At 42.8% G+C, this 16,771-nt stretch carries 21 protein-coding genes; 5 read left to right on the top strand and 16 right to left on the bottom strand.

Annotated elements, in window-relative coordinates; translation table 11 throughout:
- The first annotated feature begins 38 nt into the window (after positions 1-38).
- Positions 39-611: a UPF0149 family protein gene (locus QQK21_RS07760; protein WP_284191625.1), complete on the top strand. Its 573-nt coding sequence runs from the start codon at positions 39-41 to the stop codon at positions 609-611.
- A 67-nt stretch (positions 612-678) separates the two neighbouring features.
- On the opposite strand, the gene QQK21_RS07755 is transcribed toward QQK21_RS07760, so the two are convergent.
- The 4 genes from QQK21_RS07755 to QQK21_RS07740 form a co-directional block, all read right to left on the bottom strand.
- Positions 679-1,890, bottom strand: a complete 1,212-nt coding sequence (locus tag QQK21_RS07755; RefSeq protein ID WP_284191624.1) for a serine protease — start codon at positions 1,888-1,890, stop codon at positions 679-681.
- 223 nt (positions 1,891-2,113) lie between these two features.
- Entirely contained in the window at positions 2,114-2,473 is a 360-nt protein-coding gene (locus QQK21_RS07750) for a hypothetical protein (protein WP_284191623.1), read from the bottom strand.
- Positions 2,466-3,695, bottom strand: a complete 1,230-nt coding sequence (locus tag QQK21_RS07745) for a S1 family peptidase (protein ID WP_284191622.1) — start codon at positions 3,693-3,695, stop codon at positions 2,466-2,468. Before QQK21_RS07745 ends, QQK21_RS07750 begins: the two co-directional genes overlap by 8 nt.
- A gap of 279 nt (positions 3,696-3,974) precedes the next feature.
- Positions 3,975-5,015, bottom strand: a complete 1,041-nt coding sequence (locus QQK21_RS07740) for a potassium channel family protein (RefSeq protein WP_284191621.1) — start codon at positions 5,013-5,015, stop codon at positions 3,975-3,977.
- A gap of 191 nt (positions 5,016-5,206) precedes the next feature.
- Between QQK21_RS07740 and QQK21_RS07735 the strand changes: the two genes are divergently transcribed.
- Positions 5,207-5,683 (top strand): GNAT family N-acetyltransferase, encoded by a 477-nt coding sequence (locus tag QQK21_RS07735; protein ID WP_284191620.1) that lies wholly within the window; start codon positions 5,207-5,209, stop codon positions 5,681-5,683.
- Positions 5,684-5,752: 69 nt separating this feature from the next.
- Here QQK21_RS07735 and QQK21_RS07730 read toward each other — a convergent pair whose 3' ends face one another.
- Entirely contained in the window at positions 5,753-6,196 is a 444-nt protein-coding gene (locus QQK21_RS07730) for a DUF2000 domain-containing protein (protein ID WP_284191619.1), read from the bottom strand.
- Positions 6,197-6,648: 452 nt separating this feature from the next.
- Here QQK21_RS07730 and QQK21_RS07725 point away from each other — a divergent pair, with 452 nt between their 5' ends.
- From QQK21_RS07725 to QQK21_RS07715, 3 genes are all read left to right on the top strand, one after another.
- Positions 6,649-7,515: an isochorismatase family protein gene (locus tag QQK21_RS07725; RefSeq protein WP_284191618.1), complete on the top strand. Its 867-nt coding sequence runs from the start codon at positions 6,649-6,651 to the stop codon at positions 7,513-7,515.
- A 273-nt stretch (positions 7,516-7,788) separates the two neighbouring features.
- Positions 7,789-7,944 (top strand): DUF5993 family protein, encoded by a 156-nt coding sequence (locus QQK21_RS07720; RefSeq protein WP_284191617.1) that lies wholly within the window; start codon positions 7,789-7,791, stop codon positions 7,942-7,944.
- A gap of 9 nt (positions 7,945-7,953) precedes the next feature.
- The gene (locus tag QQK21_RS07715) at positions 7,954-8,493 is read left to right on the top strand and encodes a disulfide bond formation protein B (protein ID WP_284191616.1); all 540 of its coding nucleotides are present in this window, start codon (positions 7,954-7,956) and stop codon (positions 8,491-8,493) included.
- Positions 8,494-8,566: 73 nt separating this feature from the next.
- Here QQK21_RS07715 and nadA read toward each other — a convergent pair whose 3' ends face one another.
- The 11 genes from nadA to cydB all read right to left on the bottom strand — a co-directional run bounded on the left by nadA (position 8,567) and on the right by cydB (position 16,767).
- Positions 8,567-9,628, bottom strand: a complete 1,062-nt coding sequence (gene nadA / locus QQK21_RS07710; RefSeq protein WP_284191615.1) for a quinolinate synthase NadA — start codon at positions 9,626-9,628, stop codon at positions 8,567-8,569.
- Between the two features lie 138 nt (positions 9,629-9,766).
- Entirely contained in the window at positions 9,767-10,537 is a 771-nt protein-coding gene (gene ybgF, locus QQK21_RS07705) for a tol-pal system protein YbgF (RefSeq protein WP_284191614.1), read from the bottom strand.
- Between the two features lie 15 nt (positions 10,538-10,552).
- Positions 10,553-11,092, bottom strand: a complete 540-nt coding sequence (gene pal / locus QQK21_RS07700) for a peptidoglycan-associated lipoprotein Pal (protein WP_284191613.1) — start codon at positions 11,090-11,092, stop codon at positions 10,553-10,555.
- A gap of 36 nt (positions 11,093-11,128) precedes the next feature.
- Positions 11,129-12,472 (bottom strand): Tol-Pal system beta propeller repeat protein TolB, encoded by a 1,344-nt coding sequence (gene tolB, locus QQK21_RS07695; protein ID WP_431313103.1) that lies wholly within the window; start codon positions 12,470-12,472, stop codon positions 11,129-11,131.
- A 30-nt stretch (positions 12,473-12,502) separates the two neighbouring features.
- Positions 12,503-13,489, bottom strand: a complete 987-nt coding sequence (tolA, locus tag QQK21_RS07690) for a cell envelope integrity protein TolA (RefSeq protein ID WP_284191612.1) — start codon at positions 13,487-13,489, stop codon at positions 12,503-12,505.
- A gap of 13 nt (positions 13,490-13,502) precedes the next feature.
- A complete protein-coding gene (tolR, locus tag QQK21_RS07685; protein ID WP_284191611.1) occupies positions 13,503-13,946 on the bottom strand; it encodes a protein TolR in 444 nt (147 codons plus the stop codon).
- A gap of 5 nt (positions 13,947-13,951) precedes the next feature.
- Positions 13,952-14,650 (bottom strand): protein TolQ, encoded by a 699-nt coding sequence (tolQ, locus tag QQK21_RS07680; RefSeq protein WP_284191610.1) that lies wholly within the window; start codon positions 14,648-14,650, stop codon positions 13,952-13,954.
- A complete protein-coding gene (locus QQK21_RS07675) occupies positions 14,640-14,990 on the bottom strand; it encodes a YbgC/FadM family acyl-CoA thioesterase (RefSeq protein WP_284191668.1) in 351 nt (116 codons plus the stop codon). Before QQK21_RS07675 ends, tolQ begins: the two co-directional genes overlap by 11 nt.
- A gap of 225 nt (positions 14,991-15,215) precedes the next feature.
- Positions 15,216-15,518: a cyd operon protein YbgE gene (ybgE, locus tag QQK21_RS07670; protein ID WP_284191609.1), complete on the bottom strand. Its 303-nt coding sequence runs from the start codon at positions 15,516-15,518 to the stop codon at positions 15,216-15,218.
- On the bottom strand, positions 15,511-15,618 hold the full coding sequence (gene cydX / locus QQK21_RS07665; RefSeq protein ID WP_165310907.1) for a cytochrome bd-I oxidase subunit CydX: 108 nt from the start codon (positions 15,616-15,618) through the stop codon (positions 15,511-15,513). Before cydX ends, ybgE begins: the two co-directional genes overlap by 8 nt.
- Before the next feature lie 12 nt (positions 15,619-15,630).
- Complete coding sequence (gene cydB, locus QQK21_RS07660; RefSeq protein ID WP_284191608.1) at positions 15,631-16,767, bottom strand: cytochrome d ubiquinol oxidase subunit II; 1,137 nt, start codon at positions 16,765-16,767, stop codon at positions 15,631-15,633.
- Positions 16,768-16,771 lie beyond the last annotated feature (4 nt).

Raw genomic sequence — 16,771 nt, 5'->3', positions numbered from 1 at the left:
AGTATTGTCCCAAATTGACACGACCGCTTGGTACTGATTTGACATTACACGAAATACTCACCCAACCAGAGCTAAAAGATCGGCTAATCAACGAACCTAAAACTCAAGGTTTTGTCACTGCAATGGCCGCAGCACCAAATACGCTTCCCCCCCAAGAATGGATTCCTTTTTTATGGGGCGGGGAAGAAGTTGCTCCTTTTGGAGATGGTGAACAGCTGGAAAGCTACATTGAACTTATTATCGCAATGTGGAACGAATATCGCCCAGATCTCCTAGAAGATCAATGGGTATGGCCGCCAGAGTGTAAACTTGATGATGCTGATATTGTTAATCAAGCCGCTCGTGACTTCTGCGAAGGCTTACTTCAAGGCTGGCAGCTAACTAAAGATGACTGGGAAGCTATCATGCCTGAAAACAGCGAAGACAACGCGTTACTTGGTGGTGTTTTGTTGTCGATTAGTATGCTTTATGACCCAGAAACTTGCTTGGCAACACTGGCTGAGCAAGGGGTTGAAGGCTTAGAGCAATTTGAAGAAATCTTCAATGCCATTCCACCTATGCTGTGTGGGCTCACTGCTCGCGGCGCCTTACTGGTCGATCAAGATATATAAAGTAAAAAGCCGGCGCTAAGACGCCGGCTTTTTACTTATCTTCAATAATCGATAAAAAGTATTTGTGCTATCTCTGCCTTTTGGCCCGTAAGCCAAAGCCAAAGATTGCTAAAAGCATCATTGCAAAGGAAGTCGAGCCACCTGATTTTCCACCGTTATTTGACGCCGTGTCTCTTTCCTCATAGGAGTAGACGATAGAAATGGGTAATTCACTCGAAACTTGGTGATCGGTCATAACTTTTAAAGTTGCCTTATCTGAGTTTGCATAGACCGTCGATGCGTCAATGCTGATATCGATAGTACAAGCATCTCCATATTCCAACTTCGCTGAACAATTGTTACTTACCAGAGTCACGCCTTGTGGAAGATCAACTGATTCCACACTAAAAGTAGGATCGACAGAACCAGGGTCAGTATAGTTTCTAACTTCTATTGTAGAGAAGTAGTTTCCGCTTTTGGCTTTCAGTAGAATGTCTGGTGAATGGCTGACGCCAGATGTGTTTCTCTCAATCCAGCCATTGGTATTGAAGTAACCGACGTTAGAATAAACTCCATACTTATTTTTTTGCGCGCAACCGTATCCCCAGCTAACAACACCAACTTGCTTATATGAGCCTGCAGTCCCCATAACAAGAGGGCCACCGCTATCCCCTTGGCAAGAATCTTTGTTTTCTTCACCAGCACAAATTGAATAAGGGCCGACATTGGAGTAATTCCCTCCAATATTTTGGCAGGTTCCTTTGTCAACATAAGGTATAGACACTTCTTTTAGAGTATTGGAAGAACTTCCATCCTCTTGAGTTAGCCCCCAACCTGCTACTGTCAATTTACTGGTTGTAGTTAACGTATTCACCTCTGTTTCTGTAGCCAGTGTTATTTGAGGTGTCGTAACTGTGTTTTCTAGTTCAATAATCGCAATATCATTAGCAAACGTTGTAGCGTTGTAGCCACTGTGTATATAGTACGAACGAACAGACTCATATTTGTATATATCTCTTTTGTCTCTGTCCTCTGGTCCTATATATACACTCAACGCACTAACACTTTTGTCCTTAACACAGTGAGCCGCGGTTAAAACATACTTGTCACCAATAAGGCTACCACCACAAGCTTTGCTTCCTGATATAACATAGGTAATAAACGGCCAATCATTTTGGTCTGCATCGGCTCCTCCTACAATTCTCGCACTGGCCATTTTTTCTGTTGTCTCTAAACCCTGAGCAGCTGCAGTGCACGATGCGATTAAGCCTACCACTGCCGCCAATAGTGTTTTTTGCATATTATTATTCTTCCATTACATTCATATCAAATAAAATGCTGAAGATTAATAAAACAAACAAATAATGCAAGAATAAATATATGAATTGCAAATTAATGCAGCACGCATCACAAATTACTCAAATCATTGCTTTGCTGTGAAAAGCATTAGGTTTAGATTCACCCAGCCAAAAGTATTGATACAAAAGCATATAAAAACGGCGCTCATTGAGCGCCGACTTATTTCACTCGCTGATAACTTTTCCTTTGGGATTATTGATATGAATCTCTTTCCCTATCAGTGAGTTATATAAGGGCAACTTGAACCCTTGGTAGGCAGGCATTTTTCTACAACCATCTACTTTCAGTCTAATGATAGAAATTTGAGCACTATGTTTTGTCTCATTAACAACTTCTATCGCAAAATCTTGATTGTGACTGCATCCGTTAGAAAGTGCATCAAATTCGATTGAGTCAGCATTGATAGAGTAACTCGCAAGAGACACTACGCTCACTTCATCAATTTGTCTTTCAGACTTTGAGTAACACCCAAAGCCTGTCAAAGAACATACTACCAAAAACGAGCCAAGCCAAGATTTATACATGCCTTTCTTTTGCTCTCAAAGCTAGGCCAAATAGCCCTAACAACATCATTGCTAACGAAAACGTGCCACCTTTACCGCCTCCTGAGCTTGGCTGAGGTTTTGCGTCTGCATAGACTACATTCATCAATAAATCACCTGCAACACTGTGGTTGGTATCCACTTTCAATGTTGTACGATCCGAGCTGGCAAGCGCTACAGATGCATCGACTCTGACATCAATAGAACAAACATCATTGGTATTCAACGTTGTATTACAATTATTCGATATAAGGCTAACCCCAGCAGGTAGGATAACGTCTGTCACATTAAAGGCCTCTGCACTGAAGTTTGTAATCGGTAAATGTACGTCATGCTGACCACTTCTAGTTCTCAGTATCGTATTTTGCGTGTAGCTCACATTGGCCGTATTTTTTTCAATCCAGCCATTGCCTTCGAAGTGGCCAACATTAGCATAAACTCCAGGAGCGTTAGGATTCCCGCAGCCTAGGCCCCAACTCACAACACCGACTTGCTTATAGTCATTACCATTTTTAATCATTAGTGGGCCACCGCTATCTCCTTGGCACGAGTCTTTACCTCCCACCAAATCGCCAGCACAAATCGCATCATCACCAATCAAAAAGTAATCGAGCCCTAAATTTTGACATGTCCCTTTGTCAACAAACGGCACATCAACTTTGAAAAGCGTATTGGAAAACGACGAGGGATTATAAGCATCTTGCCTTCCCCACCCTGTTACAGTCAGAGTATCACCTGAATTTAAGTTATTCACATCTGCTTCTGCAGCTACTTGAACTTGCGGTGATGCAATTGGATGTTCTAATTCAACAATAGCGATATCGTTTTTCATCGTACGGTTATTGTAGTCTTGATGCATATAGTAGGAACGAACAGCAATGCGTTGTCCTTCACTAGATATATGACTTAAGTCATGGACACCCACTGCCACATCAAATTCGCTCGGTTCTATACCTTTAACGCAGTGAGCTGCGGTTAGCACATACCGCCCCCCAATAAAACTTGCACCACAAAATTGTCCTTGCTGTGTATCAGAAGTGAACTTGGCTACCATAGCCGCCATAAACGGCCAGTCATTTTTATTGGTCGCTACCCCCCCTATAATTCTTGAGGTCGGAGCATCTTCAGTTACCGTTATCTCACTAGCAACAGAAACAAACGGTGTACATAAACCCATGGCCAAAACAATTGAACTTTTTTGCATCGAATTTCCTATTAAAAAGCTATTTAAAAAATAAAAAGTCATTTTTTCGGCAACATTCTGGATCGAACAGATATCAAACAGTATCAGGTAAACACCTTAGTTAAAGTGAATACTCTAAAAATGATTGTTCTATAAAGAGTTTATTTTTCTATCTGAACATTTCATCACCGCAAGGTCATCGAGTGACAAAGATCAATATTGGAAAAACGAGGATAAGTAATATTTGGAGGGGAATTGAGCAGTATCGATTAGGGCAATACTGCCATAGATGGGAGTGTTCTATCTTTCCTTTACCTGTTTCCAGTTAAAAGTTTCAATTCGCTCATCAGCAATGTAAAACAAACGGCTTCCAGCACAGACTCTTGCACTCAATTCGGGATTGAGTTTGATACCAGAGCCAGTATCAATTGCGATCAATGTCGACTGATAGTCTTTCTTAAAAAACGAAAAAAGAGTTTCCACATTAGTTTCACTAGAATCTTGGGGGTAAACCGTTGAATATTGGGTCATTCCACGAGTGGAAGCCAAGAGTTCTTGATGAAGTGCACTAGAGCCTGGATCAACTGCCGCTTTCGCAAGCATTTCAGCGCCTACCGCTGGAATGCATTCCGCTTTAGGACAATGTTGGCTTAGAAGATGCCCTAAAGCTTCGTCTTTAAAATAGGCCAGAAGATGAGCATTTGGATTGACGTTTGCACAATAAAGCGAGGCTGATAAAGTAATATCATCTTCAAGGTTATCAACAATGATGCAGCTTGCCTGATCCACATTGGTGAGTTTCATTTCTTGTGAATCGGTATAACTGGTCACTTTGACAAAGCCAATTTGACCGGGTAATGGATTTTCAATCTCAGAACGGCAGCACAACACAATCGGGCGTTTACCTTCTTCTTCATGCTGCAACATACGAATGAGATGCATTGTGCGCTGGCCATTCCAACCCAAAAGTAATATGTGATTATCCATCCTAATTCTCCGCTTACCTAGTATGCCTGCCCGCCAATACTCTATCGCTCCTGATGCCGCTCGGCCCAACACCGCAGCAAATAAACTTAAACCACCCGGAATTACAAATAATGCCACAGCCCATTTGCCTGAATCCGATGAAGGTGATAAGTCGCCATAACCCACCGTTGAGGCGGTCACCATCAAGTAATAAATAAACTGTGAGCCGTTTTGTGTCAGATCAACTTCGCCAGCAAGCCAAAGTAGCCACCATGAAAGTCCGACATACAGAACGCTTAAAATAAGAATATTTTTATTACTAATATGAAAGACATGCGACTCAAACCATTTTTTGACGACTAACCATATGCCCATAAGTGCACCATATATTCAGTAAGGTGGACGAATATAAAACAAACTAGGATTTATCAAAGATAAACAACAGTCACAAACCTATAAATGTGATTTATATCAGGTTATTAGCATGTAGTTACCTGTTAAGGCGACATATGCAGTAGCTTAGACAAGAGACAAAATAAATAAAACAGCCATTAAGAAACACACCCATGGACCTAAGAGCATTTAATACTAAAGATTACAACCTGCTTATCCAGTGGATTGACTGTGAAAAACTCAATTATCAATGGGGTGGTCCAAATTTCAACTTCCCTTTAGATAGAATTCAAATACATGAGCACTGTAGCCAAACCAATGTTTTTCCATTTATCTTTGTCGTAGAGGGTACAGAGGCTGGATTCGTGGAATTATTTAAAGTCTCAGGTACGCACTTTCGCATATGCCGGGTTTTTGTACCTGAGCACTTTCGAGGGCAAGGCATCGCAAAACTGATGTTAAAGCAGCTTATTGCTTTAGCAAAAGAAAAATACCAAGCTGAAATGTTATCACTGGTTGTGTTCAACACAAATAAAACAGCAAAACGTTGTTATGAGTCGTTAGGTTTTGTCGAGACTTCCCTTGAAAAAGGAAAACGCTCTTGGGATGGTCAAGTTTGGGACCTAATCACTATGGAAATGCGATGTTGAGGGATTATTAATAAACGAGGAAAAAGGGCGGCTTTTATCAGGTCATATTTGCCTTGCCCTTGTTACCGTTTACTTAAAAAGGCTGAACTTACCCGTTATTTCTTTTAGCTCTGCTGTATCGCCAAACATACAAATACCAAAATACTCTAAATCTTGCTCTGCTTTCTCAGATGTCGCCATAACTTGTTGCTCTGACGAACCTACAATCATGGTGTCTGTAAAATCGGTAAATGGAATGTTTCGCTCTAGGAGCTCATTGCGAACTTTTCGAATTTTATTCGAGTTGTCCGCTTTTAGGACAATGAAAGGATAATGTGAAATCGATGGGTGTATGCCTTCATCCTTATCTTGATATTGTAAAAAACATAGCTTTGCAACATCACCGACTTGATCGACGAGCCCCACCGACATGTGACCTAGCGCATTGAATAATCTACCCATTTCTATTTTTTTATTGAGTACCGCGACAAACCTCTTTGAGTTTTCATCGGGAAGATTGGAAGAATCGAACATACTACACCTTCTTTTTATCACCTAGCGGAACCTTGCTGGTTCCTTTTTATATTGATAGACACTTCAGATAAGCAGGATGAATGTGAATCTAGAAACCCACATGAAATCACACTTAGCTTCAATTATCCGTCCTATTGCTGACGTGAACATTTCCATGCTCATTATTGACGATTTTGCTATCGAAGCCATTGTTATATGAACAGTCACATTTTTCAATAAAGTTTATATTTATTAAATAGATAATATGGACATTACTCTTGGTGTCTAACCATGATTTCTTTAACCATACTCTAAGTGGCAGTTTTAATGTACACAAGGCGTGACAGAAACCCGCATTGATTTGGGTAGTTTGAAGCGCAAAATTGGCAAACTGCACTAAAATGAAACTTGTTGCATTAACCAATCTATCAATTCGCCTTGTCGAAGGCCAAAGAAATTTGAGGAATAAGGCCATGCCACTACCAACAAACGTCAGTTATCCTATGCCGAGTAAAGTCTCGTTTTTGAACAAAACAGACTGGCAGCTCGACTCAAACAGAACCGTGCTACTGATCCATGATATGCAGCACTATTTTGTTGATATATACGAACCAGATTCATTTTTACTCCCTACCCTGCTAGGAAATATTGCCAAAATAAAACAATGGGCAAAACGAAAAGGTATACCTGTTATCTATACTCAAATAACATTTAATACCATAAGCCATACACATGCTTTAATCGAGGATTTTTGGGGGTTCGAAGAAATCACCCCTTGCTCAAAGATGATCACTCCCTTTATTGCTCCAGAAGAGGGCGATATCGTGATTAGTAAGTCTCATTACAGCGCAATGCAATCCGATGAACTTGCCCAGCACCTACAAGAACTCGGTCGAGACCAACTGCTGATCACCGGCTTGTATGCTAACTTAGGTTGCAGAATCACCGCTACCGATGCCCTGAAGAAAAATATTCAGGCGTTTATGGTCAGTGACGCTGTAGCGGATTTATCATATCAAGATCACATTAGTGCATTGAGTTATGTGGCTAACTACACGGGGTATGTCATCAATACACAAACCGTTCTAGAGCCGAAGCCAGTGGTGAGTTATCAATGGCTTTACGAAAAAGTCCAAGCACTAATGGAAGACTCTAACAGATTAGACCCAGAAAAAAATCTGTTAAATTGTGGGTTCGATTCTGGCCGAATGAAAAAGATTGCTTCAGAACTCAATCGGCTTGGTGTAACTATTGATTATGAGGAATTACACCACGAGCCAAGTATCGTAAATTGGTGGGCTCTGTTGGAAGAAAAAAATAAATCTATGCTCATTGGGTAATAAAGTTATTTGAGGTGAAGGCGCACGAACGGTGGACGTGCGCCTTTTGTTTTAGAAACATAGATGACCTTGTTCTGGGGTTGTTTAATCACAGCCACGCAGTACAGCAGTATTTTTATCTAAGGAGCCATTGCATTTCGTAATCTTATTCTGTTTACTAACCTCTGAGGCTATGCGTATAGCCCTATAAATAGCAACTTTCAAACCCTAAGTTAACCACAAATCGAACAGTAATTCTTATCGTAGATGACAAAATCATAAAGGGGGTTTCCAATGATGTCTTTAATCTTACTCATGCTCTTTATCGCTATGCTGTGTGCATTTACAGGAAAGAAATCGATGAGCTTTGGGTTGTTTTCTGTATCAGTCATACTCAGCGTATACTGGTTTCATCATCATGCCAATGATGCACTATCCATCTTGCTGTGAGGAGACGCCATGAACCGTAATCATATTAGTTTACTGAATACCCTTGGCTTGTTGGGTATGACTTTAGTACTCCTGATTGGATTCATTCTCCAATTCGCGCTCAATGAACTGCCCTGCCCACTGTGTCTACTTCAACGGGTTGGATTTATCATGGTAATGTTCGGCTTCCTACTCAATGTCAAATATGGCCCCGAACAACGCCACTACGGCATAGTATTGGTAGGTACACTGTTTGGCGCCGCAACCTCATTGCGCCAGATTTCCTTACACGTAATACCAGGAACACCTGGCTATGGTAGTCCCATATTTGGTATGCATTACTATACGTGGGCGTTTGTCTTGTTTGTTGTGACCATGTTGGCCGTTGCAATACTATTAATACTGTGGCGAGAAGAATGGAGTTCAAAGGCTTTTGAGATGAACAGCATTGGTCGTTGGGTTTGTCTGCTAGCGCTGGCTGTCGTTGCGCTTAATATTTTGTCGACTTTTGCCGAATGCGGACCCTATCAGTGTCCAGATAATCCCACGGGTTATTGGCTTTTCACCTAGCTTAAAAACCAACATTAACAAAGCCAGCGACTTGAACGCTGGCTTATTTCTATGTGAGCTTTGGCTGAAACAATTATGCGTTACCTTTTACCCTAATGTTCAGTTGTTCAGCAAAATCAAGCATACGATTTAGAGGGATCAACGATTTAACGCGCAATTCCTCGTCAACGAAAATTTCATGGTCTTCACCTCCTTGGCTTAACGCTTTTTCTATAGCTTGAAGGCCATTCATCGCCATCCAAGGGCAATGAGCACAACTACGACACGTCGCGCCTGCCCCGGCTGTTGGTGCTTCAATCAGTTCCTTCTCAGGCACCAATTGCTGCATCTTGAAAAAGATGCCTTTGTCTGTTGCGACAATCATTTGTTGGTTAGGTAACTCTTTCGCCGCTTTTATTAGCTGGCTTGTTGAACCAACTGCATCCGCTAGATCAACCACACTTGCGGGCGACTCAGGGTGAACTAAAACCGCAGCGTCAGGGTATAGGCCTTTCATTTTGCGCAAGGCATCTGCTGAAAATTCATCGTGAACGACACACTCACCATTCCAAAGCAGCATATCTGCTCCTGTCTTATTGGCAATATAGGAACCTAGGTGTCTATCGGGGCCCCAAATGATCGGTTTTCCTTCAGAGTCAATATGTTCGACAATATCCAGAGCGATACTGGAAGTCACCACCCAATCGGCTCGCGCTTTAACTGCAGCGGATGTATTGGCATAGACAACCACGGTATGATCCGGGTGTGCATCACAAAATTCTGAGAATTTGTCCGCAGGACAGCCTAAATCAAGAGAGCATTCCGCTTCAAGTGTGGGCATAAGAATGCGTTTTTCTGGCGTCAAGATTTTTGCTGACTCTCCCATAAAACGTACCCCACCAATCACTAAGGTGCTGGCTGGGTGGCGATTACCAAACTTCGCCATCTCTAATGAATCGCCAACGAAACCACCAGTTTCTTCTGCGAGGGCCTGTATTTCTGGATCGGTATAATAGTGAGCGATCAGTACCGCGTCTTTTTCTTTCAGCAACAACTTAATATTTTTTATGTGTGTCTGCTTTTGTTCATCGGACAAAGGGATCGGCTTGGGCGGAAATGGATAGGCAGTGTCAATAGTATTCAAAATGTGGCTCATTGCTCTTGCTCTAGGCAACGTTTAATAATCCGTATATTGTAACCCCAACTCAGTTAGAGATGCCAGTTTAGCGCATAATTAGTTGCTCGATGTTTAGTGATACCCTATTGAAAAAGGAGCGACACACGCTCCTTTTTTCTATTTAATTCGCTCTTGGGCAAGTTTCGCGGAAGCACTGCTCGGGTACTCATCGATAACCTGTTGATAGTACTTTGTTGCTTGCGCCGCATTGTTGTTGCGCTTGGCTATATCTCCGAGCTTGACTAAAGCATCTGCTCGTTTGTTGGACTTGGGATAAGCGACGACAGCTGCAAAACTTTCAGCCGCTTGCTTGTCCTGCTTCTTCGCAAAGTAAAGCTGTCCTAGCCAGTAATGAGTGTTCGGTGTAAATGTCGAATCAGGGTAATCTTTTTGGAACTGCTGAAATGCTGAGATAGCACCCGCATAGTCACGTTTCTTTAAAATGAGGTCAACCGCATCTTGGTAAGCCGTTTGCTCATTTGCATTGGTGCTGAACTTACCCTCGGGAGCAACATTGTTTTTTGTTGTTTCTGCAAGGGGGGCAGAACTCGCCTGACTACGAACTTTATCAAGCTCGATAAAAAGCTCGCGCTGGCGCTCAAGCATTTGCTGCATGTCATAGCTGTTTTTTTCCAGCTGTCCACGAAGATCGTTAATCTCCAAGGCCATATCATCTAGTTGCTGCTGCATTTGCAACTGCATACGATTGCGATTTTCAAGCAATCGTTCAAGACGCTGGACATCCGTTTCATTTGCCGCACCGGCATAAGAGGATACCGAAGCAGTAGTGCCACTCACATCTGATACTGGGGCTGGTACAGCGAACACTGAGTTCGCTGTACTTGCCAGTAACGTAAGCGTAATGACGCGCTTAAGGTTACTGAACATAAGAGTTATCCCTGATTAGTATACTAAAACCGCACGACGGTTTTTTGCATAAATATCTTCAGATTGACCCATTAGAAGAGGCTTCTCTTCACCGTAGCTAACAATTGAGATTTGGTCCGCTTGAACACCCAATGCTTGTAGATACTTCGCCACTGCATTTGCACGGCGCTCACCCAAAGCGATATTGTATTCTGGTGTACCGCGCTCATCAGCATGACCTTCCACTGTCACTTTAAGTGAAGGATTTTTACTTAAGTAAGAAGCGTGGGCCGCTAGCATTTCTTCGTAGTCACTAGCAATAGTGGCGTTATCAAACGCAAAGTAGATAGTTTGTGACTCACGAAGAGCCTGCTCTTTCAGTTCTTCTTCAGAAAGCTGACCATTTTCTCCAATTGGTGAAACAACTGTGGTGTCAACACCGTTTGCTGAGCCAGAAGTTGATTGGTTCGTTTCAGAGCCAGTAGCGTTTGCTGCGTCATCGCTTGAACTACATGCGGTAACCGCTAGAACTGGTAGCGCAATTAATAGCCCCTTAAGAACTTTGTTTAGTTGCATTGTTATATTTTCCTTAGTTTTGATACATATTACTGGCTACAAATATGGTGACCATGCCGGAGCACGCACACGACCATTTGTTGCGGGTAATCGAGCTTTAAAGCGTCCATCTATCGAGACCATAGAGAGTACATTGGTCTGATTAAAGATAGAACTGTAAATTACCATACCACCGTTTGGTGCGATACTCGGTGATTCATCTAGCAAAGTTTTGGTTAGAATCTGCACTGATCCTGTTTCCAAATCTTGTTTCGCTAAATGGAAACCAGAATTGGTACGATTTACCATGACCAAAAAGCGACCATCCGGTGTAATCTGCCCACCAAGATTCTGACTACCTTGCCAAGTCAGACGCTTAGTTGAGCCGTTTGCCAAATCTACTTTATATATTTGTGGTTTACCACCCTGATCTGATGTAAAGATCAATGATTTACCATCAGGGTGCCAAAAAGGTTCGGTATTGTTTGAGCGACCACGTGTAATTTGCGTCAGCTTACGAGTGTTTAAGTCCAGCGTATACACATGCAAACTGCCCGTTTTAGACAATACAAGTGCTAACTTATTGCCATCAGGTGAGAATCTAGGTGCCCCATTATGACGAGGATAAGAGGTGATTTTCTCACGCTTACCCGTGTAGATGTTCATAATAAAGATTTCAGCCTGGCCATTTTGAAAGCTCACATAAGCAAGTTTTTTACCATCGGGAGACCAAGCGGGCGACATAAGAGGTTGCTTAGAACGCAGTACTAGCTTCTCGTTGTAACCATCGTAGTCGGCCACTCTTAGCTGATAGGCATAGGTATCTTTTTCATTCACAACCACGTATGCAATACGGGTCAAAAATGCACCACGCTCACCGGTCAATTCTTTATAAACTAAATCTGAGATCCGGTGAGCGTATTCACGCAGCCTTTCACCGGGCACAGTCGCACGCTTGCTAAACAAGACATGCTCCTTTGACATAACTAACTGACCATCGGGGCTCAAAGCTTTGCCTTGACCTTGTGTTAATTGTCCGCGAACGACGTCAATTAACTGGTATTGAATGACGTAGTCGCCTTGTGCATTTTGTGAAATGGTACCAGTGAGTAGGGAGTCAACCCCCAAACCTGTCCACTTTTCAAAATGAACCTCACTATCACTATATGGCGTTTGAGGCATCTTACCGGTTGGCACAGGGCTAAACTTACCACTGCGCTGCAAGTCTGAAGCAATCACTGCTGATACATCGTGGGGTAAGGCGGTGGGCCCTTGCCATTTAAATGGCACAATAGCGATTGGTCTAGCCGAATCGATACCGTCTGTAATCACGATTTCCAGCTTAGCACTCGCTAACATTGGCTGTAGTAAAACCAACAAGCTCAACAACTTAACCATCATGCGATTAATATTAATTTTCACTATAATTCCCTATAGTTTGAATCTAAAATTGAAATCTCTAAACTCTCGTTGTAACTGTGCTTCTTTCGGAAAGTCAAATTCTTTTGCCTGAACAATCGCGGCTTTGGCGGCTCGGCAAAGGCTAGTATCACCTGCGACGACTTTGGCAGAAGAAACAATAGCTTTGTAGTCACCTGTAGGTATGAGCTGTATATTCAACACACACTCTTTACCAAAAAACGCATCTTCTTTTAATAGGTTTTGTTCAATGGCAATTCTATATTTTTCGATAAACCGAGAACGTTCATCGGCAAGAAACTGGGATTGAGCGGCACTATTCTGTTCAACTTCAGTTTCTAAACCTGAAAAGATATTATTCAGTGCCGCTTCTTGCTCCTTACGCTCTCGTTCAAGTCGCTCAAGCCGTTGTTTTTCTTTGCGTGCTTTTTCTGCCGCTTCTTTGGCCGCCTTTTCTTTCGCGATACGCTCTTTTTCAGCTTTCTGAGCCGCTTTCTCACGGGCAATACGCTCTTTCTCCGCTTTGGCAACGGCCGCTTCTTTGGCTTTACGCTCAGCTTCTAACTTGGCTGCCCGTTCCTTTTCTTGACGAACTCGAAGCTCAGCCGCTTTACGCTCTTTTTCCTTTTCTTGTCTCGCTTTCTCAGCTTCACGGGCTGCTTTTGCTTCAAGCGCTTGTTGCTCTTTCAGCTTACGGATGCGTTCTTCTTCCGCTTTGCGATTTTTTTCCAATTGCTCACTCTCACGGCGTAGCTTGTCTAAACGTTCTTGCTCTTTTTTGGCCGCTGCTTCTCGCTGGCTGCGTATTTGCTGCGCTTGCTGGCGAACAAGGCTAGGATCAATTACCACAGCCTGAACCATTTTGCCTGATGGCTCTGGCTTGGACATAGTAAAGTCTGCCCCCCACACCAGTGCTATGAGCAGCAACGCATGAAGTATCACGGAGATAACGATTGATTTACCGTAACCACTCTTTTTTTTCGGCTTACTATCTTTCATAACCAGAGAGCGCTTATTCCTTTATCTCGGTGAGCAACCCTACTTTAGGGATCCCCGCTCGACTTAATTCATCTAATACCAAAACAACTTGTGCATAGGGTGTTGCTGCATCACCGCCCACGGCAACAGGAGAGTCTGGCTTAAGTGACAGCTCTGCTTTAATCCGCACAATGACGTCTTGTAGCGAAAGCCCGCGAGTCACTTCCTCATCATTCACGCTCACACCCAGATTACCATCTCGGTCAATCTCAACAATGATAAAGCTCGCATCATTATCACCTGCTAGTTCAGACGCTGGTTTTGCTGTGGACGTTTTAGGCAGTTCAACATCAACCCCCTGAGTCACAAAGGGAGAAGTCACCATAAAAATGATCAGCAGAACTAACATGACGTCAATATACGGAACAACGTTAATCTCTGCGGTCATTTTTCGCTTTTTAGGTTGATAACCAGCCATTGATTTTAGCCCCTATTGGCAGAATCACGACCAGCCATCGCTTGGCGGTGCAAAATACTGTGAAATTCTTCAGAGAAAGTGGCATAGGTATGCTCTAGCTTGCCCACTTTGTTACTCAATCTGTTATAAGCCATTACTGCAGGAATAGCAGCAAACAGACCCATAGCAGTCGCAACTAACGCTTCAGCTATCCCGGGCGCAACCATGGATAAAGTTGCTTGCTTCACTTCACCCAAAGCAATAAAGGCGTGCATAATACCCCATACCGTACCAAACAAGCCTATGTATGGACTTATAGAACCAACCGTGGCAAGGAAAGGTAAATTTGTTTCAAGCTCATCAACTTCACGAGCGACAGCCACTCGCATTGCTCTACCTGTACCTTCCATAATAAAATCAGGCGACTCAGCGTTGGTTTTTCTTAAACGTGCAAATTCCGTAAAACCTGAGTAAAAAATTTCTTCCGTCCCGCTTAGATCATCTTTGCGTTTCTTTGCATTTTGATAAAGCGCGGCAAGGTCTGCTCCTGACCAAAATTGATCTTCAAAAGCTTCTGCACCCTTTGCGGCTTTAGACAAGACTTTGCTGCGTTTAATGATCATGGCCCAAGACACAATAGACATACCCAATAACGTGAGCATCACAATTTTTACGAGTAAGCTAGCTTGAAGAAATAGATCAAGCATTGAAATATCAGCGGTCACTTTGAGTAAACTCCATAATAATTTTTTGCGGTAAGGCTCTAGGCTTCATTTTTTGAGTATCGATGCATGCTACCTTAATCATTGCTTTACACAATATATTCCCCTCAGGATTTACGATCTCCTGACAGAAGGTCATGGAAGCTTTCTGAGCTTTTGCAACAGTCGCTTTAACTACTAGGCGATCCTCTAGACGAGCACCCTGTAAAAAGTCCATATCCACATGTCGGACTACAAAACTAATATTTTGTTCCCTCAGGCTTGAATTTGACATACCAATTTGAGTTAACCATTCAGTGCGGCAGCGCTCGAAGAATTTCAGAAAGTTGGCGTGGTAGACCATACCTCCAACATCGGTATCTTCATAATATACGGTGACTGGAAACTCAAATATGGGTTGATTTGTATCCACGCTCTTCCCTAGGTCAATATGATTTACCTTACTATACCTCACTTCAATACGGTTTGGGCAAGGAATAGTGACGTATTTTCATTACATTAAAAAATAGCACCGTGATAAAAATCGCGGTGCTATCCAATTTATCGACATTGGCTCAGCTATAAAAGCTCAGAACATTCTTACCGCCGTCAAATATATAAGAATCGATATTGAGAAGTAGGGACTAAACAAAACTTGCCAATACCAATTTTGCGGCTTAAATGCCAACCCGAACACCATGCTTGAGCACATAGCCCAAATCATAAGTGGCGTAATAACAATATTAAAGCCACCTATTTGTTCGGCATATAGCTTAGGGTCCCACATAACCAGAGCAACATGATAGAAGCCAAGTATCAGAGATAAGGCTCGCAGCAGAACCTTATCCATTGGAGCATGTAGTCTTGTGACCGGCCCCGCGATGCTAATCACTGTCTTTATCCATCATTTCGGTGTGCTCTAACCAAAGCGCATTGATAATGCCAAATGCACATGCCAGTAATACACCTAGAATCCATGCGAAATACCACATAATCTTTGCTCCTTAGTACAGTGAATCTTTGTTGTCTTCGATGAACTTATTATCCAGACGCCCAAACATCTTATAGTATGTCCACGAGGTATAACCGAGAATTACAGGTACCATGATAAAGGCTACGCCTGTCATTAAGTTAAGTGTTAGCTCAGATGAAGTGGCATCCCACATGGTCAGACTATGGCTTGGCATTAGCTTCGAGGGCATGATAAACGGGAACATGGCTAAACCCGCTGTGAAGATAATGCCCGCATTACCGACACTTGATGCGAAGAAAGCAATCCCGCCTCGGTCAAGACGCGAAGCTATTACCGTCACCAAGGACATCACAACTCCCAATGCTGGCGCAGTCCACATCAGTGGATATTGCTTAAAATTGTTCATCCAAGCACCCGTTCGACTAACCACTTCTTTTGCCAGCGGGTTTGATGCAGCGTTATGATCTAAGGCACTAGTGATGACGTAACCGTCAATATTCTGAACCCAGAAACCTGCTGCAACAAAGGCTGCAATGGTCAATAACCCAGTAATCTGTGCCACACTGCGTGAACGGGCGTGAACATCCTTGGTTGTCTTGAGCTGCAGCCATGTTGCACCTTGCATGATGATCATAAATAAGCTGACCAAACCACATAGCAAAGCAAATGGATTTAGTAGTTGAAAGAAAGAGCCTTGGTAAGTCGGCATCAAAAATTCATTCAGCTTAAAAGGAACGCCTTGCAACAGGTTTCCAAATGCGACACCAAAGATAATTGGGGGAACGAAACCACTGACTGAAATACAAACATCCCATGTCGCTCTCCACTTCTCGTCTTCAATTTTCGAACGGTATGCTAACCCGAGTGGGCGAAGCCATAAGGCCGCTAACGTTAGGATCATTGCCAAGTAAAAGCCGGAAAAAGAAGTGGCATACACCAAGGGCCATGCGGCAAATAACGCACCACCAGCGGTCACAAGCCAAACTTGGTTACCTTCCCAGTGAGGTGCAATAGAGTTGATCATCACTCGTCTCTCACTGTCGTTTTTACCTATCACAGGCACTAAAGCACCCACCCCCATATCAAAACCATCTGTTACCGCAAAGCCGACTAGAAGAACACCAATCAATACCCACCAGATAAGTCGTAAGATTTCATAATCAAACATAAGT

The organism is Vibrio zhanjiangensis (assembly GCF_030161235.1).
Taxonomy (GTDB): Bacteria; Pseudomonadota; Gammaproteobacteria; order Enterobacterales; family Vibrionaceae; genus Vibrio; species Vibrio zhanjiangensis.
The sequence above is the reverse complement of the archived record's forward strand: the minus strand, read 5'-3'. Positions and strand labels throughout refer to the sequence as shown.